General features: G+C 51.8%; 21 protein-coding genes. 3 read left to right on the plus strand and 18 right to left on the minus strand.

All coding sequences use genetic code 11. The features are described from left to right. Window positions 1-70: 70 nt before the first annotated feature. From DPO_RS19175 to DPO_RS19215, 10 genes are all read right to left on the minus strand, one after another. On the minus strand, window positions 71-649 hold the full coding sequence (locus tag DPO_RS19175; protein WP_006968011.1) for a KilA-N domain-containing protein: 579 nt from the start codon (window positions 647-649) through the stop codon (window positions 71-73). 116 nt (window positions 650-765) lie between these two features. Continuing rightward, window positions 766-2,232, minus strand: a complete 1,467-nt coding sequence (locus tag DPO_RS19180; protein WP_006968013.1) for an alpha/beta hydrolase — start codon at window positions 2,230-2,232, stop codon at window positions 766-768. A 10-nt stretch (window positions 2,233-2,242) separates the two neighbouring features. Next, a complete protein-coding gene (locus tag DPO_RS19185; protein WP_006968015.1) occupies window positions 2,243-2,422 on the minus strand; it encodes a helix-turn-helix domain-containing protein in 180 nt (59 codons plus the stop codon). Beyond that, window positions 2,416-2,817, minus strand: coding sequence for a type II toxin-antitoxin system VapC family toxin (locus DPO_RS19190; protein ID WP_006968016.1), 402 nt, complete (start codon window positions 2,815-2,817; stop codon window positions 2,416-2,418). Before DPO_RS19190 ends, DPO_RS19185 begins: the two co-directional genes overlap by 7 nt. Beyond that, the gene (locus DPO_RS19195) at window positions 2,795-3,091 is read right to left on the minus strand and encodes a type II toxin-antitoxin system Phd/YefM family antitoxin (protein WP_201765648.1); all 297 of its coding nucleotides are present in this window, start codon (window positions 3,089-3,091) and stop codon (window positions 2,795-2,797) included. Before DPO_RS19195 ends, DPO_RS19190 begins: the two co-directional genes overlap by 23 nt. A gap of 13 nt (window positions 3,092-3,104) precedes the next feature. Continuing rightward, the gene (locus tag DPO_RS19200; RefSeq protein ID WP_006968019.1) at window positions 3,105-3,464 is read right to left on the minus strand and encodes an HVO_A0114 family putative DNA-binding protein; all 360 of its coding nucleotides are present in this window, start codon (window positions 3,462-3,464) and stop codon (window positions 3,105-3,107) included. A 55-nt stretch (window positions 3,465-3,519) separates the two neighbouring features. Next, a complete protein-coding gene (locus DPO_RS19205) occupies window positions 3,520-3,864 on the minus strand; it encodes a DsrE family protein (RefSeq protein ID WP_006968020.1) in 345 nt (114 codons plus the stop codon). 42 nt (window positions 3,865-3,906) lie between these two features. Then, a complete protein-coding gene (locus tag DPO_RS19210) occupies window positions 3,907-4,335 on the minus strand; it encodes a GNAT family N-acetyltransferase (RefSeq protein ID WP_006968025.1) in 429 nt (142 codons plus the stop codon). 332 nt (window positions 4,336-4,667) lie between these two features. Beyond that, window positions 4,668-4,808 (minus strand): hypothetical protein, encoded by a 141-nt coding sequence (locus DPO_RS25575; protein WP_160166930.1) that lies wholly within the window; start codon window positions 4,806-4,808, stop codon window positions 4,668-4,670. A gap of 157 nt (window positions 4,809-4,965) precedes the next feature. Beyond that, window positions 4,966-5,328 (minus strand): hypothetical protein, encoded by a 363-nt coding sequence (locus DPO_RS19215; RefSeq protein WP_152427740.1) that lies wholly within the window; start codon window positions 5,326-5,328, stop codon window positions 4,966-4,968. Between the two features lie 769 nt (window positions 5,329-6,097). Here DPO_RS19215 and DPO_RS19220 point away from each other — a divergent pair. Further along, window positions 6,098-8,218, plus strand: coding sequence for a DUF342 domain-containing protein (locus tag DPO_RS19220; protein ID WP_006968027.1), 2,121 nt, complete (start codon window positions 6,098-6,100; stop codon window positions 8,216-8,218). Window positions 8,219-8,282: 64 nt separating this feature from the next. On the opposite strand, the gene DPO_RS19225 is transcribed toward DPO_RS19220, so the two are convergent. Genes DPO_RS19225 through DPO_RS19235 form a run of 3 tightly spaced genes read right to left on the minus strand, consistent with a single transcriptional unit; the run spans window position 8,283 to window position 10,668 of the window. Then, complete coding sequence (locus tag DPO_RS19225) at window positions 8,283-8,942, minus strand: DUF3786 domain-containing protein (protein WP_006968028.1); 660 nt, start codon at window positions 8,940-8,942, stop codon at window positions 8,283-8,285. Window positions 8,943-8,975: 33 nt separating this feature from the next. Further along, a complete protein-coding gene (locus tag DPO_RS19230; protein ID WP_006968029.1) occupies window positions 8,976-10,106 on the minus strand; it encodes a linear amide C-N hydrolase in 1,131 nt (376 codons plus the stop codon). Between the two features lie 22 nt (window positions 10,107-10,128). Continuing rightward, window positions 10,129-10,668, minus strand: coding sequence for an LOG family protein (locus DPO_RS19235; protein ID WP_006968030.1), 540 nt, complete (start codon window positions 10,666-10,668; stop codon window positions 10,129-10,131). Between the two features lie 152 nt (window positions 10,669-10,820). Between DPO_RS19235 and DPO_RS19240 the strand changes: the two genes are divergently transcribed. Both DPO_RS19240 and DPO_RS19245 read left to right on the plus strand, forming a co-directional pair. Then, window positions 10,821-11,390 carry a cupin domain-containing protein gene (locus tag DPO_RS19240; protein ID WP_006968031.1) on the plus strand — a complete coding sequence of 190 codons (570 nt, stop codon included), beginning with the start codon at window positions 10,821-10,823 and terminating at the stop codon, window positions 11,388-11,390. Between the two features lie 13 nt (window positions 11,391-11,403). Next, window positions 11,404-13,056 carry an AMP-binding protein gene (locus tag DPO_RS19245; RefSeq protein WP_006968032.1) on the plus strand — a complete coding sequence of 551 codons (1,653 nt, stop codon included), beginning with the start codon at window positions 11,404-11,406 and terminating at the stop codon, window positions 13,054-13,056. A 49-nt stretch (window positions 13,057-13,105) separates the two neighbouring features. Here DPO_RS19245 and DPO_RS19250 read toward each other — a convergent pair whose 3' ends face one another. Genes DPO_RS19250 through ftcD form a run of 5 tightly spaced genes read right to left on the minus strand, consistent with a single transcriptional unit; the run spans window position 13,106 to window position 17,512 of the window. Beyond that, window positions 13,106-13,651 (minus strand): 2-oxoacid:acceptor oxidoreductase family protein, encoded by a 546-nt coding sequence (locus tag DPO_RS19250; RefSeq protein ID WP_006968033.1) that lies wholly within the window; start codon window positions 13,649-13,651, stop codon window positions 13,106-13,108. Next, window positions 13,651-14,475: a 2-oxoacid:ferredoxin oxidoreductase subunit beta gene (locus tag DPO_RS19255; RefSeq protein WP_006968034.1), complete on the minus strand. Its 825-nt coding sequence runs from the start codon at window positions 14,473-14,475 to the stop codon at window positions 13,651-13,653. Before DPO_RS19255 ends, DPO_RS19250 begins: the two co-directional genes overlap by 1 nt. A gap of 1 nt (window position 14,476) precedes the next feature. Beyond that, complete coding sequence (locus tag DPO_RS19260; RefSeq protein WP_006968035.1) at window positions 14,477-15,631, minus strand: 2-oxoacid:acceptor oxidoreductase subunit alpha; 1,155 nt, start codon at window positions 15,629-15,631, stop codon at window positions 14,477-14,479. Continuing rightward, the gene (locus DPO_RS19265) at window positions 15,615-15,845 is read right to left on the minus strand and encodes a 4Fe-4S dicluster domain-containing protein (RefSeq protein ID WP_006968036.1); all 231 of its coding nucleotides are present in this window, start codon (window positions 15,843-15,845) and stop codon (window positions 15,615-15,617) included. Before DPO_RS19265 ends, DPO_RS19260 begins: the two co-directional genes overlap by 17 nt. A gap of 50 nt (window positions 15,846-15,895) precedes the next feature. Beyond that, window positions 15,896-17,512 carry a glutamate formimidoyltransferase gene (gene ftcD / locus DPO_RS19270; protein ID WP_006968037.1) on the minus strand — a complete coding sequence of 539 codons (1,617 nt, stop codon included), beginning with the start codon at window positions 17,510-17,512 and terminating at the stop codon, window positions 15,896-15,898. Window positions 17,513-17,541: the final 29 nt, after the last annotated feature.

Genomic DNA, 17,541 nt, shown 5'->3' on the forward strand with positions numbered 1-17,541 from the left:
TCTAATTGTTGAATGCCACGATCGGCAATCAGAAGTTTCATCTGATGGATAGCAATGGTGTTCAGTCTTTTCAGCCGCTCCTCTTGCGCCATACCTTCATTGATAAATTGATCTGAGCCTTTGAGAGTTCCAGGGGAATCAGATTGTTTTTAATGGCATCGGTGTGAATGCGGTAATTGATTTTTGTCAGGTAACGCTTTATGTCCCAGCCCAACTGCGCCTGATCCGCTTCCTTGAGCCGCTGAAATTCTTTGATCAGATAAATCTTGAATTTGGGGCTGATCCACATGCCGAATTCAAAAGCAAGGTCTCTATGGGCATAGGTGCCGCCATATCGCCCTGCTTTTGCCATAAGACCAATAGCGTTTGTTTTTTTCACCCACTCCTTGATGCTGATTCGATAACTGTTCAAGCCGGCTTGACTTTTAATTATGTCGAATTCGCCATAATTAAAATCAGGATTGTGGACGGATTCCCAGATCCCGAGGAATTCAACCGTGTTTCGGTTCCTGAGCCAGTCCGAAATAAAGAAGTCCCCATCCTTTGCTTTGAGCATGTCGGTCAGAGAAATATAGTCTTCCTTATCTACCGGAACAACCCTGATTTGTGTATCAAGAACAGAAAAAGTTTTTACCTTTTTTTGACTCATACCGTTACCTCAATGATTTTCATGGTGTCATTGCCAATAAATTTTCATCAATGTCACAGTAATCTCCGATACCAGAGTCACCCGAAGGCACCATGGTGGTCGGGATTTCTTTCAACTCAACTGGAATTCCCATGCTCATCCCGGACACGGAGCACCAGATCCCCCTGTTCCAGGTTCTTTGACGGCAGGGGGAAGCGGATGTTGTCATTGCGGGGATAGCGTTTGCCCGTGGCGGGAAGATCGCTGTCAAGCCCGGCCCATCTGGCCCGCACCAGGCGGCCGTCACCGGCGTCGCTGTCCCGGATGCCCACGGTGAGGGTGTGCTGAAACAGGTGTTCACCAAAGTAGTGGCGGTCCCGCAGCACCCGGCGGTTGCGCACGTAAAGGGGTAGAACACGCAGCCGGATCTGAAAGTTGGAATAGCGGTCCCGGGCGCTGGGCCGGTATGCCTTCATCAGATAGGTGCGGAACAGGGTTTCACATCCGGTCTCCAGGGCCCGGGCCGGGACGGTCAGGGCTGAGCCTTGCTCCTCGCGCTGGTCGGTCATGACGATCTGCTCACCCCGGATCAGCACCGTGGTCTCGATGAGCAGAAAGCGCAGATCCCCGTTGCTGCGCAGGGCGTTCTTGAGGCGGACGTTTTCCAGGTCGATGCGCACGCTGGTGTCACCAAAGAGGAAGCGCTGGAGGTTCTGGTACCCTTCTTCCGAGTTGACAATGCCCAGGGGCCCGCTGTGACTGCGAAAGACAAAGGCACGGCTGCTGCCTTTGACATAGGCGTGGTCCATCTGCACCAGGCCGTCGCTGCCCGGCCCCACGGCCAGCCGGGCCAGGTTGTAGTCGGTGTGGTTGGTGCCGACCAGCGAGAAGACCCGGTCAACAGGAAAGTGTCCGCCCATCTCGTTCAGGCGGTTCGGGTCCCAATTGTTGGAGAAACCAAGGAACTCGCGCATCCGGTCAGGGCCGAAGGTGTTGGAGTCATTGAGCCCGAGCAGGTCGCGCACGCTGGTCAAAAAGCCGAGACCGCGCCGGAAGTGAATGCCCCGGTGAGGTGTGGCATAGGTGAAGAGCCGGTCGATCTTTTTTGCGGCCTCCTTCTGTAAGACCCGCTGGATCAGCGATCGGCAGATGAGCCCGCCCATGGAGTGTGCCACCAGGTGGACCCGGGGGGCACCCGTCTGCGCCAGGACATAATCCACCAGGCAGCCCAGGTTTTCTCCCAGGGTCTCGATGACATCACGGGTGCCGTCGCCGGCACGTTCCGAGGTCCGGTCATAGTAGCGAAAGATCCAGAGGGACCGGACAGGGAATCTGCCGGTTTCATACCGCTTGTCCTCGCCGTTGAGCAGCTCCACGGCCCCGCCATTGCCGGTCCGGGCAAAAAGATCCGTGTAGCCGTGGTCCTTGATCAGGCGGACCAGGGGGCTTTCAAAGATGAAGAAGTCCGGATCACCGTCCGGACCGGTACGCACCTGGGTGGAGCCGAGATTGAAGCCGTAGTACGGCCGGTCCACCGTGGACTCCACCGCTCCCTGGCTTCCGGCGTACCCCCGCACGTAAATGATGGGCAGGTATTTTTCCATGGTGTCCTCACTATGAAATTCTGTCAGCTTTGATTTCAAGGATTTCAGCTATACGTTCTGCCATTTCGGGTGAAAGCCTTCTCTTGCCTCGTTCATAGTCAGAAATCATGTTCTGACGAATGCCAAGTTTTTCAGCAAGCCGGGCCTGCGTCAGGTTGGCTTTCAGTCTGGCACCGCTTTTCGCTACCATATCACTGTCAGCGGTTCCAGATCTTGAAGTTTTTTGTCCGCAGTGATCAGCGGTGCATTGTGATGAATGGCTGTCGCTGCAATCAGCCGGTCGGCAGGATCATTATGATGAAAAAAATTTTCCTGGGATAGAAATGCTATTTCCGGTGTAATCGGCCAGACAGTCAAGGATAAAGCCAGACAAAGATCCGTCATGTACTGTACCGGTGAGATGTCGTTTCGCAATCGGCCGGAATGCATCAGCATGGCAATTTCCCAGAAGGAGATATCTGAACAGGCAAGGGTTTTGTCAGTCAATCCGTTTTCAATGGCGGACCGGGCCGCATTGCTCAGGCGCATCGGGTCATCCTGCCAGAAGATCAGAATATGGGTATCACAAATTATCCGCGTCCGCATGCCATTCTCCCCCGGCAGGTTCTATAATGTCTCCCTTGATCATTGTCCCCCGTAATTTCATGAGCCGGTTGTGGGCCTCTGTTACAGCATCGGATTCAGGGACAAGGCGGGCAATTTTTTTTCCATGGCTTGTTATCAGAAATTCAACCCCATTTTGTACCTGTTTCATATAATGTGGAAGATGGTTGCGAAACTCCGTTATATTTACTTGCGGCATCGTCACCTCCAGTTGGAACGTTATTTCTGTACATATTTTATGTACAGAATAATCCATGCGCTGTCTTTTGTCAATTTTTGTTTTGGCTGTCTTCCCAGGTTATTCCGGCTTTCACCGCATCATAGGGGAAAACGATACGCCCTTTGTCCGTGCGGGTGAGTATGCCGGCATTCAGCAGTGCCGTCACATCACTGTGAACGGCCTTGACATCACGGCCGGCACGGCGGGCTGCTTCTCGAATTGATACAGACCCCGCGCCGCAGAGAATCTTGAGTAATTCCCAGCGTTTTGCGGTCAATACCCGCCAGAGCAACTCCGGGGACGCAAAGCTGATGCGGTCTGACTTCTCTGATTTTCCTGTGTTCCAGGCCTGTGTAAAATCCGCCATGGCATCGGCAGGTGTGCGAACATCAAGGATCACAGTTTTCATGGTTCCACCTCTCAATATCCTGCTGGAAGTCAGCGATCAAAAGTTGACAGGTTTTTCAAATTGTCAGCAGCTTTTCTCCGTTCGTTAAAACTTCCGTTAACGGGACGCCCCAATACTTGACCTCGATATTCAGTTTTTCCAGTGTTTCCGTAATGCCTAACTGATCTGCACAGGCTTTACAGGCTGTTACGTGAACACCCGCATCCTGTGCCTTTTTGATCTGTTCCTGGATATCTGTATTTTCATTCACCAGTTTGGCAGTCGCCCCCCAGATAATAAGGGTCACTTCTTCCCACCAGCCATGAACAAGAGAATTGACCGTATACATAAATACCATTTTTTCAGCTGTAATCAGGTTGTCATTGGTCCATAATACGTAAAGGTGTGTGTTTTCGCTCATCACTATTTTCCTTTTGTTTGAGGTTTTTGCCTCTCCTCTATGTTACCGAACACCGGGATCAGCTGCAGCACAATGCTGGCCTCTCAGGTCCAGTTTCCAATATACAACCCCGGGGAGCGGATTGTCATAATATGGTTTTGTGCGCACAAAACCCAATGATTCGTATAGATGGATGGCGGATTCCAACCGATCCAGTGTATCCAGAAGCATGGTAGAATAACCCAAACGAATGCCTTGCTGAATGAGCCGTCCGGCGATTTGACCGCCAGTGCCCAGGCCCCTTGCTTCGGCGCATACATAAAGCCGCTTCATCTCACAAGTGCGGTCCTGTATCGTACCCAATCTGCGCAAAGCACCGCAACCCACAGCCTTTTGCCCGTCCATGGCGAGCAGGAGTGTACCGGACGGCGGGGCATACTTTCCCGGAAGATTTGCCAGCTCTGACTCAAACTGCTGGAAACATAGATCCACATTCAGGAAAGATTCGTATTCCCGGAACAGCCTCCGGACTTCCTGGATCTCTTTGGGTGATTTTGCGTAAATAATGGGCAGGTACAGCTGGCGGGTGCCTGTGATGGTTGCCTCCTTATATGTGTTTTGCGATTAAAAGGGTTCTGCTGACGGTGCCCAGGATCCGCTTGTCCTGCATTCTCTGCACCAGGGTGCCGCTGAGGCGTTCAGATGACAGAGGGCATTCAATGCGGTGGGTGAGTTGCTATCCCGTTTCTGACAAAAGCGTATGAAAATCAAACAGGGTGATGGCGTGATCCGGAGATTCTTTTTTTGCCGGGGTGGATTCAAAATCACGCCAGTCTGCGTTGAGAAAGGCCAGGATGGCGCCGGGGCGGGATGGGGGGAAACTGGGCCCCGGCCGTCAAAGCTTCGCCGTAAGCATCGATGGTCTGCTGTTTTCGGGCGCTCAGAGAGCGAGGGGATGACCTCAACGGCTGGCCTTATACCCCTCTTTTTTCCTCTGCTGATTTTTTCTTCTTTTCTAATCAATTTTAAGGATTTTTTTGTCCCACGGCTTTTACTACCCGTCGTTTTCGCATCCGGCACCCGGTCCCGGTATTTTTGGCCTCCGTATTAAACACCCTCAGACTAGTTTAAGCAGGCGGCAGCAGTGGCGTCCACAGCCCCTTCTGCCACAGGGCGAAATCCGGCGGTAGGATCAAACCCCCTAATGAGGGTTGTGCCGCAGTAAAGATAGTATTGGTTGGCACTCAGATCATGGTAAAGGGTAATGCCCACAGTGGGCGCCTGCCCGGTTTTGGGGTCAAGTTTTGAAAAATTGGTGTACAAAAATGCCCAGGCCCGGTTGCCTTCTCCCAGGCACAATTGTTTCATGGATTCCGGAAGCAAGCTCAAATCTCCAGTACACTTGGCCGAGCCCTGGGGGGGAAACTGGGCCATTACCATCCAGCCCTGGGATGCCTGAGGTTTCCAATTGTTCTCTATAGCCATGGCAGTGCCTATCATTAAGACAAAAATGGATAGGAATACCAGGAAAATCTGCTTTTTCATTGTCTTTCCCTCTCAATACTTAGTGGTGATTATACTTTAATAGTTCGTTTTTTTGCCCTAGCAGGCTGAAATTGTCAACGATAAAAATTTTTTTCTCTCTTTGACAGGAAACTGCTGGCAAAACTTTCCATTTTGGGGCGTTCCGGGGATAGATGAAGTCGTCCCAGATGAAATCGGATATGTTGAAAAATGGCATAAAAAAAAATCGGATGGTTTTATGAGAGACAAAAGCTCCGCTCTGTCGGTTACAGGAGTAGTCGACCGATGGGGAGGCGAGACTGTATCCCTGTATAGTAAAAGAGATGTGAAAAGGCAATAGGGGAAACTACCTAAAATGCATCGGCAAAACGCCTTAAAAATACGTGATTTTCTTTATGTTGAACCGCCGTGTGGTGCCGACCATCGAGAAGACCCGGGCCGTCAGCTGCACGCAAAGGTTCGCCTCTGGGTATTTTGCGCTATGTATTCAGTTCAAAAACAACCTTTAAAGACTGGTTAATTTCCTGGATCTCTTTGGGTGATCTTGCGTAAATGATGTTGATGGAGAATGAGTAAAACAATCGTTGACACGACCCGGCTGATATCGGATTATGGCTTTAATTTCCATGACGCTGACGGATACAGACACCTGGTTTTTTTTTTTGGAAAAACGTTGTCACCGCACGGGAAAAAGATCCGGCCGGTTCAATTATTGTAAAAGGGGCTGCCTATGGTAAAAGAAAAAGATCACATTGACAATTTATCCCGGGACAATGGCACGTTACTCCTGGGGAAACTGGCGATAAAATATCAATTTATCACCCCGGCCCAGCTTGCAGATGCCCTGGCAATCCTGGAAGCGAAAATTGCCGGCCAGAAAACGTATCTCGGAGAAATCCTTGTCAACGAAAATATGATCACCCCGGCCCAGCTGGATGTTCTGCTTCATGTCCAGAAGGCCTATGAATCAAGGCAACGGGACATCCGGTTCGGGATCCTTGCCATAAAAAACAAGTTCGCCACCCGGGAACAGATAGATTCAGCACTCCAGGAACAGAATCGGCTTTTCAAGAAAAATCGGCGAATTCAGCGCATCGGTGATATTCTGGTGGCTTCAAACATTTTGTCCGGACATCAGCGGGATGCCATTCTTGCCCGCCAGAACCGGTTGAGAAAAGATGCCGGAGATGCTTTGGAGCCCCCCGGCTTTGGTCCCCGGACGGCAGAGACAGCAGACCAAAAAGCGTCAGACGATCCTTGCGTTACCCTGTCAGTATCCGCAGATAAGTGCCTTGCAACGCTGCGGATCTCCGGGGAAAACAAGAAATCCGTCACAATGGCGGACATTAAGCAGGTCCTCCAGACCCGCAATATTACTCATGGCATCGTGGAAGATACCCGGATCGCCGCCTACCTGGCCTCCAGTGCTCCGGAAAACGAAACACTTCAGATTGCTAAGGGGATCACTCCCGTTCCTCCCCGGGACGCTACCATTACATACCATTTTGATACGGATCCGTTAAAAGTGGGCACCCTTAAAAAAGGGGGTGCCATTGATTTCAAAAGCAAGGGCCGGTATTCACTGGTCACTGAAAAAAGCGTGCTGGCCGAAAAAATTCCCGCTGTGGCCGGGGTGCCGGGAAAAGATATAACGGGAGAGACCATCGCAGTTCCCGAACCCCGAGACGTGACGCTCCAGTTCGGCAAGGGGGCCGGTCTCTCCAGTGACAAACTGAAAATCATTGCCCTTTGCGACGGGATTCCGGAGATATCGGCCACGGGCAAAGTGCGTGTCTCACCCGAACTTGAGATCACGGGGGATATCGGTTTAGAGACCGGCCACACTGACTTTGAAGGCAAAATCAATGTGGCCGGAACCATACAAAATGGATACCGGGTGCGGGGAAACAGCCTCAGGGCCGGGGAAATACGACGGGCCGAGGTGATCATGACCGGGGACATCGTCGTCAATGGCGGTGTCATCGGTGCCACCATCAAAACAGACGGCAATGTTCAGGCACGATATATCCATGATGCCGCCATTGAAGCCCTGGGGGATGTTGTGGTGGAAAAGGAGATCATTGATTCCAGAATTCAGATCGGCGGGGCCTGTATCCTCAATAGCGGTCATATCCTGTCGTCCAGAATTGCCGCAAAAAAAGGGGTGATCGCCAACGATATCGGCTCTGAAATGTCAAAATCGTGTGCATTTGTCATCGGTGTGGATGAAAACGTGAAGCAAAAAATCAGTGACCTGAAAACAGCCATAAATCAGCGAAACGACGAGACGCGCGCCCTTGAGGACCGTCTGAATCCTTTGAAGGCTTCCCATGATGAACTTGAAAAAAAAATCGGCATCAAGGTGCAGCGCATGGACCGTGCATCGGTTGAGCAGCGGACGTGCCAGAAGAAAATTGAATCGCTTGCCCGTGCAGCAGATGATGACGAGGCAGCAGGGCTGCACCGCCGCCTGGAACTACTGGCAACCGCCCTGGCCAGAGATGAACAGGAACTGGAGGCCCTTTTCAATGAACAGGATCGTCTCTCCGGATTGGTGTTGGATATCCGGAAGAAACTTGGAAAAATCGGGGCCGAGATCGATGAATTGAACGGTGAAATGTCCGGGGTGATTGAGTGGTCTGGCCGGGAAAAGGGCATCCCGGAGGTACGGGTCAAGGGAACCCTCCATGCGGGAACCGCCATAACCGGCATCAATGCATTTGTGTCCGTGAAACAGGACATGCACGGGGTGATTGTCCGGGAAACCGGGCCCCCGGAGGATGGGGGCCGGGAAAAGGGCACAGCCGGGAAGGAGGCCCCGAAGCAGCGGATGACCATCCTTCCCCTTTGATTCCTAAATCAGCCCCTGGTTGTTTTGTGATAAACCTGTAACGCGGCTGTGGTATCCCACTGTTTCAATCAAACGACCCGTCACTGTCTGGAACAGGGTTATAATACATGGCTTGGATATCCGGATGTTTCAGCTGTTCACACACGCCTACGGCTAAAGCGTAGACAATATCCGATGCCAGATGGCGGGCAATGGTTTTGTCAAACAGCAGTTTCGCTTCTGCGGGAAATTCTTCATCCCCCTGCCAGAACAGCACGGCCACGGGCACCCGGGGGGTGATGAAAAACGAAAACGCGGCATCTGCCAGGGCCAGCCGGGTGCCGCCGTACTGCTCACACCGGCGGGTGAATCCCTGGATATCTTCGTCAAACCGGGAGGCGATCCCATGGGTCGGAACCGCATGGGGGCCTCTGAAAAAAGTGCTGCCGCCGGGGATATCTTTTTCCGAAATCCATTGACCGGCCGGCGGAACCTCTGTGGCAGACAGGAGATAATGTACGGCAAACAGATCAAAATAAGGATGCAGCGGCTCCGGGTACGGGTCCGGATTGACACAAAAGATCCGGCCCTGCCGGGGATCCACAGCATATTCTCTTCCCCAGACGGTCAGCCCATAGATCCCGGCGGCCTCATCATACGTGCACACGGCCCGGCGGCAGACATCGGCCGGGTCCTGTTCTGCCAGCCGGGTAAAATACAATGGATCCACCAGATCATGATTCATTCGTCATCCTTTCTTTGAAAAATGCGGCCGGAGTTACTTTACTGCCAGTTTGCCTGTGATATCCCTGATATCCTGTTTGCGGTTTTCGTCAAGCGGGATGCTGCGCAAAGGCCCCTTGCTGAAATCAATTGTTTTTAAATCGATTTTCCTGATTCTGCGGTTGAACATGGTGTGATAATAGATAGTCAGATTTTTTGTATCCGTGACCACGGTATATTGTGTACCGGAAGGAAGTGATTTGCCCTTGTCCGCATTGCCTGCATCCGTTCCCTCGGACTGGCTGGCCGGAAGCTGGAAGCTGTCCAGGATTCTGAAAACTTCCTGCACCGTATCCAGGCCGCCATCGGTCGGGCGCGAGGTCTGGGAAAAAACAGTTGCGCGCACGAATCTGGACGGGGAGGTGAAATCTCCGGGCAGGCCGAGAAGCCCGGATCCTGCTGCCAGGGGTGTTATTTCCAGGTCACCCCATTTTTCAGCCTTAAAGGGCTTTTGGGACAAAAAACCGTAATTGCGCAGATTGGTCAAATGCCAGTCAAACGTCGGGTTGTTGGCAATCACGCCCACAGGATTGTCGAAAAATGTCACCTGACCGTCCTTGAATTCAATAACCATGCACTTTCCGCCGGGTTCGGTGACCATCAGATGCATGGGAACCGTTTTGTGCAGATCAGGATCCACCACGGCCACGACATGTTCCTGGGTCAGGCCGTCACGCACCTCTTCCAGGGTTGAAAAGCTCGAAAGGATGAAAGAAAGGACATCGCCCGGGGCCATTGATTGATCGGCTTTTTTGACGTCGAAATCAGCATACCCGGCAAAGCCGTCGTGATAAAAAAATCCCGCGGCCAGTCCTTTTTCGTTCAATCCGGTGCAGAAAACCCGGTCCATAAGCAGCGTGCCCGCAAACCCGTATTCTGCATCCCATTGCAGGCCAGTGTTTCCTTCCGGTGTTCTGCCCTGAAACGATGTGCCCCGGGCAATGACGGCAATCTTTGCATTGAGATCGAATTTCCCCCACTCCTGGGTCCGGCCGAAAACCGCGGTTCCGTCTTTTCCCACAAGACGCACCCCTGTACAGGCATGCGTCATTGCAGCAAATAAAAAAAATGTAAAAAACGCGCCGGCAACCGAAATTAAACAGATTTTAGCTTTTGAAAAATACATCAAATATTCCTTAAATTTTTAATTAATTAATTAAGCGCCGGATCATTTCATCCGGGGTGTCTGCCCGCAAAACCACGTCCCTGTGGGGGGCTTTGAGAAATCCCTGGGCCTGGGCGCTGTCCAGAAGGGCATCTAAGGGGGCAAAATAATTGTTGATATTGAGGAGCCCGAACGGCTTGGAATGGAACCCCAGAATGGACAGGGTATAGATCTCAAAAAACTCCTCAAACGTGCCGATCCCGCCCGGCAGGACCACAAACCCGTCAGACAGTTCCACCATTTTCATCTTTCGTTCATGCATGGTGGAAACCACATGCAGGCGGGTCAGCCCGGGATGGAAAATTTCCTTGTCCCGCAGGGCCTGGACCGTCACACCGATCACCCGGCCCCCGGCTTCCAGCGCACTGTCTGCCAACAGTTTCATCAGACCGGTGTTTGATCCGCCATACACGCAGGTCAGGCCGTGTGCGGCCAGTTGCCTGCCCATTTCCGCCGCGGCCCGGGCATACACGGGGTTCACACCCGGGCTGGACCCTAAAAAAATACAGATTGATTCCACCATTTCATGAAGCTCCCCGGAATTTATGTCAAGTGAATGAAAGCTATCAAAAGCCGCAGGAGATGACAACAGATAAACAGGATTTAACAGAGTTTTGACAAGCCCTTCGGATTGTATTATAAAGCTGATTTTTTCATGTATTTTTTGGAGATATTATGCAGACAGGAAAAATCAGCCAGCGCATTAAAACCTATATGGATAAACGCGGCATGGACATGGCCGGTCTGGCGGAGCAGACCGGGCTGACCGTCCCGTTTCTGGAAACCATGCTCACCAGAGACGTGTACCCGCCCCTGGGGCCGTTGATGAAGATCGCCAGAGCTTTGGGCGTGCGCCTGGGCACGTTCCTGGATGACCAGGGACAGGCCGACCCTTTTATTGTGCGGCACAGCACAAGAGCGGCCGAGTTCAGCGTGTCCGGGGTTTCCGGCAAATCCCCGGCCCTGAATTTCTATGCCCTGGGCACAGGCAAGATGGACCGGCACATGGAGCCGTTTTTCGTGGAGATCCTGCCGGAATCCGCTGAAGAAAAAACCTTGTCCTCCCATGAGGGAGAAGAGTTCATCGTGGTGACCCAGGGACAGATCGAGGTGATCTACGGCAAGGAAACCCATATTCTGGGACCCGGGGATTCCATCTATTACAACTCGATTGTGCCCCATTACGTGAGCTGCCACGGGGACGAAAAAGCCGCCATCCACGCGGTCATCTATATACCGGAATAACCAGGGGGAAATTATGGCAACAGAGTCAGGATTGCGGGAGATTACCCTGGGGGATCTGCTGGACGAGACCGTGGCAAAATACGGGGATCACGATGCCCTGGTATATGTGGACAGAGATTTTCGTCTCACCTACAGGCAGTTCGGGGACCTGGTGGATGAGCTGGCCAAAGGGCTCATGGCCCTGGGGGTTACAAAAGGGGAAAAAGTGGCCGTGTGGGCCACCAACATTCCCTTCTGGGTGACCCTGCAGTTTGCCACGGCCAAAATCGGGGCCATTCTTCTCACGGTGAACACCAATTACAAAAGCGCGGAACTGGCATATCTGCTCCAGCAGTCGGAAACGGAAAACCTGTTCATCATCGACGGGTTCCAGGACACGGATTACATCAATACCGTGTATGAGCTGGTGCCGGAGCTCAAAACCTGCCAGCGGGGCCGCCTGACGAGCAAAGAATTTCCCTGCCTCAAGCGGGTGGGGTTCCTGGGCCAGGAAAAGCACCGGGGCATGTACACCATTCCCGAGATCCGGGCCCTGGCCGTGATGGTGTCAGACGATGCGTATGCCCAACGGCAGAAATCCCTGTCTCCCCATGATGTGGTGAACATGCAGTACACCTCGGGCACCACGGGATTTCCCAAGGGCGTGATGCTCACCCATTACAATATCGGCAACAACGGGTACTGGATCGGGGAAAACCAGAAATTCACACAAAACGACCGTGTCTGCCTGCCTGTGCCCCTGTTCCACTGTTTCGGGTGTGTGCTCGGGGTCCTTGCCGCCGTGAATCATGGCACCTGCATGGTGATCCTGGAAGGATTCGATCCCGTGATGGTCATGTCGTCCGTGGAAAAAGAAAAATGCACGGCCCTGTACGGGGTCCCCACCATGTTTATTGCGCTGCTGGATCATCCCCTGTTTGACAAGTTTGATTTCTCCTCTTTGCGCACCGGGATCATGGCCGGGTCCAACTGCCCCGTGCATGTGATGGAACAGGTGATCGACCGGATGCACATGACGGATGTCACCATCTGTTATGGGCTGACCGAAGCCAGCCCTGTGGTGACTTACACCCGCATTGATGACGATATCCGGCTCCGGGTGGAAACCGTGGGAAGGGCCCTGCCCCACATCGAGGTCAGGATCACGGACCCGGAAACAGGCCAGCCCCTGGCGCCGGGACAACAGGGAGAGATCTGCTGCAAAGGGTACAACATCATGAAAGGGTATTACAACAATCCGGAAGCCACAAAAAAAGCCATTGATGACGAAGGCTGGCTCCACACCGGGGATTTAGGGGTTCTGGATGAACAGGGCAACCTGTCCATCACGGGCCGGCACAAAGACATGATCATCCGGGGCGGAGAAAACATCTATCCCAGAGAAATCGAAGAGTTTCTCATCCGCATGGACGGGATCAGAGATATTCAGGTGGCGGCCGTTCCCAGTGAAAAATACGGGGAAGAGGTGGGCGCATTTATTATTTTAAAGGACGGGGCAGATCTTGAGCCCAGTGATGTGACCGATTTTTGCAGAGGCAAAATCAGCCGGTACAAAATTCCCCGGTATGTGCATTTTGTGACGGATTACCCCATGACCGCATCCGGCAAGATCCAGAAATACAAACTCACGGAAATATCCGAGCAGATCTGGCCGGAAAGGCGGTAACATCATGACGGGAACAGGGTGTCGCTTTTGGCAAAGATTAATTGTGTTTTTAATGTGAAGCAGATTTTATCAGTTGCACACCTAATTCGAGGGCCTTTTGATTCATATTCATGAAATCTTTGGGAATGGTTGTTCCCAGGACTTTTAATATGGACTCGGGCTTAATGAGGTCGGTGAGCCCGATCAAAGCCCCCAGCATGCAGATATTAAAAACAATGGGTTTCTTGATTTCCTCCATTACCCTGTCATACATGGGCAGGGTAACATGTTTTGCATCCACTTTTTTTGCGATGTTGACATATCTTGAATCCACCAGCAGGAGACCTCCGGGGCGGATGATGCCCGAAAAGGTGTTATAGCTTTCCTGGGTCAGGCTGATCAGTATGTTGGGCTGGATGACCTTGGGAAAGTCGATGGTGGTATCTGAAATCAGCACGTCGCTCCGGGTGGCTCCCCCCCTGGCGGCGGCACCGTAACTCTGGGACTGGATGGCATTTTTCCCTTCGAAAAGAACAGCAGCCTTGGCAAGGATGATGGCAGCAGTGATAACCCCTTGTCCACCTGAACCTGAGAAAACAATTCTTGACCGTTCCATTATGCCTTTCCTTTCATTGCTGTTTCGATGGTTTTATCATAGGCCTCACAGTATTCAAGTTTTTCTGTGTCCTGGACAAAAATGCCCCTCTGAATCAGGCCGGGGTTTTTTTCCAACTTTTTAGACCCGATTTTCACGGTATTCGTCTTGAACACTTCCATCATCTGGGCGGCATTCCCTTCCTTATTTTTCCGGCCATAGTAGGTGGGACACTGGGTAAGGATTTCAACAACGGAAAACCCCTTGTGGTCGATCCCTTTTTTCAACACGTCCTTGGCCTCATTGGCATGGTAGACCGTAGACCTGGCCACAAAGGTGGCGCCGGCAGCCTTTGCCAGTTCAACCACGTCAAAATCATTGTCAATGGTCGTGTAGGGGGCGGTAGTGGCTTTTTTGCCCTGGCCGGACAAAGGGGAAAACTGTCCGCCCGTCATGCCATATATCTTGTTGTTCATGACAATCGCTGTAATATCGATGTTTCTTCTTGCCGCATGGATAAAGTGGTTTCCGCCGATGGCAAGGGCATCACCGTCGCCCATGGGAACAATGGCCTTCAGTTTCGGTTTAGACAGTTTGACGCCCGTAGCAAAGGCCAGCGCCCTTCCATGGATGGTATGCAGGGAGTGAAAGTCCACATACCCGGATATCCTGGAAGAGCAACCGATTCCAGAAGTCATGACAATCTCGTTTTTGTCCAGCCCCAGCTCATGGACGGCGCGGAGCAGCGTGCTCAGAACAATACCGTGGCCACAGCCCGGGCACCAGATATGAGGAAAAAAACGGGCCCGGATATAATCTTTATAATCAAATTCATTTTTCGTCATCTTACACCCCCCTTCCCTGGATCATTCTCAAGACGGTTTTTATGTCGGTAGGTGATATGAGCTGGCCATCAATCCGGTTGGCCAGGAATACTTTGTTAGGGTTGTAAACAGCATTTCTAACCTGGGTGACAACCTGGCCCATATTCATTTCAACCACAAGGACCGCCTTGGCATCTGCACATTTTTCCCTGACAATTTCCGTGGGAAAAGGCCAGATGGTCTGCAGTTCCAGGACCCCGATTTTAAAACCCCGGGCCCTTCTGTTTCTGGCCATGTGAATTGCCGATCTTGCAGATGATCCGTAGGAAATCAGGATATATTCCGCATCCTCCATCCAGTATTCCTTATACATGGCAATGTCGTTGACATTATTTTCAATCTTATCCACCAGGTGGGTGAGAAGTGCATTGACAACCTTGGGATTATTGCTGGGAAAACCCCACATGTCGTGAAAAAGTCCGGTGACATTGTACCGGTGTTGCTCGCCGAAATCAGACATGGGAAGCCGGCCGTCTTCCCTGGGAAGATACGGATGGTAATCCACATCCTTTGGCACAGAGGTCCTCAAACGGCCGACCACCGGGAGTTCGCCGGGTTCAGGAATAACCAGCTTTTCGCGCATGTGGCCCACGACCTCGTCCAGAAGGAGAATGACCGGGGTCCGGTAGGTTTCAGCCAGATTAAAGGCTTCAACAGTGATCTTGAAAACATCCTGGTGGTTGGATGCGGTAAGGGCGATGATGGAATGGTCGCCGTGGGTTCCCCATCTGGCCTGGTTCACGTCCCCCTGACTCACATGGGTGGGGTTGCCTGTGGATGGCCCACCACGCTGGACATTGGCGATAACACAGGGAATTTCCGCCATGCAAGCATAGCCTAAGGCTTCCTGCTTCAGGGAAAATCCGGGCCCGGAGGTTGCCGTCATGACCTTGTTGCCGGTCAGAGACGCGCCGATAATGGCGGCCATGGAGGCGATTTCATCTTCCATCTGGATGAATTTTTTCCCTTTTTCGGGCAGTCTTTGCGCCAGATGTTCTGCAATTTCAGTGGACGGGGTGATGGGATAACCTGCAAAAAAATCAAGGCCTGCGTAAACCGCCCCTTCGACACAGGCTTCGTTGCCCTGGACAAACCTGATATTATTCTGTTGTTTCATTTTCCGCTTTCTCTTCTTCAATGATTTGTATGGCAAGATCCGGACACCTCCATTCGCACAGTTTACATGCGATGCAGTCTTCCGACCTGACTGCCTCGACCTTGCCCTTTGTGTCCAGTTCCAAGACGTCCTTGGGACAGAAATAGACACAGATGCCGCACCCTTTGCACCAATCCTGGTCAATTAAATGTTCAATTTTTTTGCCTTTTCCCATAATTTTCTTAGCCTATAACCCTTTTACGTTTTCCTGTTGGTCTATTTCGGTTAAATTTTATCCAGAATGGCCAAGACCTGGGCGCATTTTCTCCGAGATCTTTGTTCCATGGTTTGGGCCTGGGCCAGAGTCTCGGCCTTGAAGTCCTCGTCCTCAATGTCAGCCATATTGATCAAAACATTCTGAAAAGCCCCCCAAATACCGGTTTCCAATGCCTTTGCGCCGACCTGAACATCGGATTTGGAGGCAGGGTTGCTGTGTTCTGCGGTTGTGATCAGTGCATCCCAAGCCTTGTCCCCCAGGCACATGGTGTTCAGGGGGACCTGGATAGCTGTTTTGAGTCCGGCCTGCATCTTGGTTTTACGGGCTGCCTTTTCCTCATCCGTACTCTTGGGCATGCGCAACCCTTCCATATACTCGTTAAAGGCTGAAGTATCTTTATCAATCATTGGGATCAGCGACTGAGTTAAATCATGTAGAATTGGAATCACCGCCTGCATCTGAGCTTCCTTATGTTCGAACTTCCGGACTCCCTGGGTAAGCTTGGCAACCATGGCGCCAAGGCCGGTACCGATCGCAGCCATGGCAGCAGAGGCAGATCCACCGCCCGGGGCAGAAGTCCTGGCTGATATTTCTTCTATGAAGCCCCTGACACTCATGGTCGCCAGTGGTTCGTCAGGTGCTTCAGCCACAATATATTCGATGATTTTTTCCTTGGGATTAAAAGGGGCAACGGAGTTAAGACCCAGCCGTTCAATGGCCAGGCGAACCTTCTGTTCCTCCTGATAGATGAACAGCTCTTCTTTTTCAATGTAGTATTCTGCTGCCATAAGCAGTGATTCCAGAGGGACAATACCTACGATCTCAGAACCGGCAACGGCAATATTCAGTTCCTCAGCTCCTTTTTTTACTTCTTCAAAAAGAACGTGGATGGGGGTAACGTTGTAATTGTTCAGATTCACTGTTACCTGAGCCATGTTGTATTCATCCACAAACCATCCCATACCCTTGACATCCTTGAGTTTGCCCGGCTGATTTTTTCCGCGTCCTGCTTCTCTCAGGTCCAGGGCTATCCTGTGGGCCTGATTGGAGGTACCAAGAATGTTGACATTGTAGGCGATGAGAAACATTCGGGCGCCGGTTGCCGTAGCACCCCAGGTAGGAACAAATTCGGAAGGTCCAAAATCAGGGGTCCATTCAGGATACTTGAGCCGCTCTTCCAAAGCCTCGTATTCTCCTTTTCTGACATCGGGCAGTTTTTTTCTATAATCCCGGTCAGAGGCTTCTTCATAGAGGAAAAAAGGAACGTTGAGCTCTTCTCCTGCCCGCTTGGCAAATTTTTTGGAAATTTCAGCACATTCTTCCATGGTCACATTGGCCACAGGGATAAACGGACAGACATCCATAGCTCCGAACCTCGGATGTTCACCCTTATGGGTCCGCATGTCGATTTTTTCCTTGGCTATCCGGGCCCCGGCCAAGGCACCCTCAATGATGGTTTCCTCATCGCCTACAAAAGTATAGACGGTCCGGTTTGTGGATTTTCCAGGATCTACATCCAGGAGAGTGACCCCTTTGGTGTTGCGGATCGCCTCGGCTATGGCATTAATAATTGTCTGGTCCCGGCCCTCACTGAAATTGGGGACACATTCGATAATTTTTTTCATTACCTTAAATTTCCTTTTACTGATTAAGG

Origin of the sequence: Desulfotignum phosphitoxidans DSM 13687 (genome assembly GCF_000350545.1) — a bacterium.
GTDB classification, from domain to species: Bacteria; Desulfobacterota; Desulfobacteria; order Desulfobacterales; family Desulfobacteraceae; genus Desulfotignum; species Desulfotignum phosphitoxidans.

Excerpts from the sequence above, each read along its gene's own strand:
- DPO_RS19220 (WP_006968027.1), top strand. The coding sequence starts at position 6,098 with ATGGTAAAAGAAAAAGATCACATTGACAATTTATCCCGGGACAATGGC.
- DPO_RS19235 (WP_006968030.1), bottom strand. The coding sequence starts at position 10,668 with ATGGTGGAATCAATCTGTATTTTTTTAGGGTCCAGCCCGGGTGTGAAC.
- DPO_RS19185 (WP_006968015.1), bottom strand. The coding sequence starts at position 2,422 with ATGGTAGCGAAAAGCGGTGCCAGACTGAAAGCCAACCTGACGCAGGCC.
- DPO_RS19240 (WP_006968031.1), top strand. The coding sequence starts at position 10,821 with ATGCAGACAGGAAAAATCAGCCAGCGCATTAAAACCTATATGGATAAA.
- DPO_RS19205 (WP_006968020.1), bottom strand. The coding sequence starts at position 3,864 with ATGAGCGAAAACACACACCTTTACGTATTATGGACCAATGACAACCTG.
- DPO_RS19225 (WP_006968028.1), bottom strand. The coding sequence starts at position 8,942 with ATGAATCATGATCTGGTGGATCCATTGTATTTTACCCGGCTGGCAGAA.
- DPO_RS19265 (WP_006968036.1), bottom strand. The coding sequence starts at position 15,845 with ATGGGAAAAGGCAAAAAAATTGAACATTTAATTGACCAGGATTGGTGC.
- DPO_RS19175 (WP_006968011.1), bottom strand. The coding sequence starts at position 649 with ATGAGTCAAAAAAAGGTAAAAACTTTTTCTGTTCTTGATACACAAATC.
- DPO_RS19195 (WP_201765648.1), bottom strand. The coding sequence starts at position 3,091 with ATGGATTATTCTGTACATAAAATATGTACAGAAATAACGTTCCAACTG.
- DPO_RS19215 (WP_152427740.1), bottom strand. The coding sequence starts at position 5,328 with ATGGCTATAGAGAACAATTGGAAACCTCAGGCATCCCAGGGCTGGATG.
- DPO_RS19230 (WP_006968029.1), bottom strand. The coding sequence starts at position 10,106 with ATGTATTTTTCAAAAGCTAAAATCTGTTTAATTTCGGTTGCCGGCGCG.
- DPO_RS19250 (WP_006968033.1), bottom strand. The coding sequence starts at position 13,651 with ATGGAACGGTCAAGAATTGTTTTCTCAGGTTCAGGTGGACAAGGGGTT.
- DPO_RS19190 (WP_006968016.1), bottom strand. The coding sequence starts at position 2,817 with ATGCGGACGCGGATAATTTGTGATACCCATATTCTGATCTTCTGGCAG.
- DPO_RS19180 (WP_006968013.1), bottom strand. The coding sequence starts at position 2,232 with ATGGAAAAATACCTGCCCATCATTTACGTGCGGGGGTACGCCGGAAGC.
- ftcD (WP_006968037.1), bottom strand. The coding sequence starts at position 17,512 with ATGAAAAAAATTATCGAATGTGTCCCCAATTTCAGTGAGGGCCGGGAC.
- DPO_RS19200 (WP_006968019.1), bottom strand. The coding sequence starts at position 3,464 with ATGAAAACTGTGATCCTTGATGTTCGCACACCTGCCGATGCCATGGCG.
- DPO_RS19260 (WP_006968035.1), bottom strand. The coding sequence starts at position 15,631 with ATGAAACAACAGAATAATATCAGGTTTGTCCAGGGCAACGAAGCCTGT.
- DPO_RS19255 (WP_006968034.1), bottom strand. The coding sequence starts at position 14,475 with ATGACGAAAAATGAATTTGATTATAAAGATTATATCCGGGCCCGTTTT.
- DPO_RS19245 (WP_006968032.1), top strand. The coding sequence starts at position 11,404 with ATGGCAACAGAGTCAGGATTGCGGGAGATTACCCTGGGGGATCTGCTG.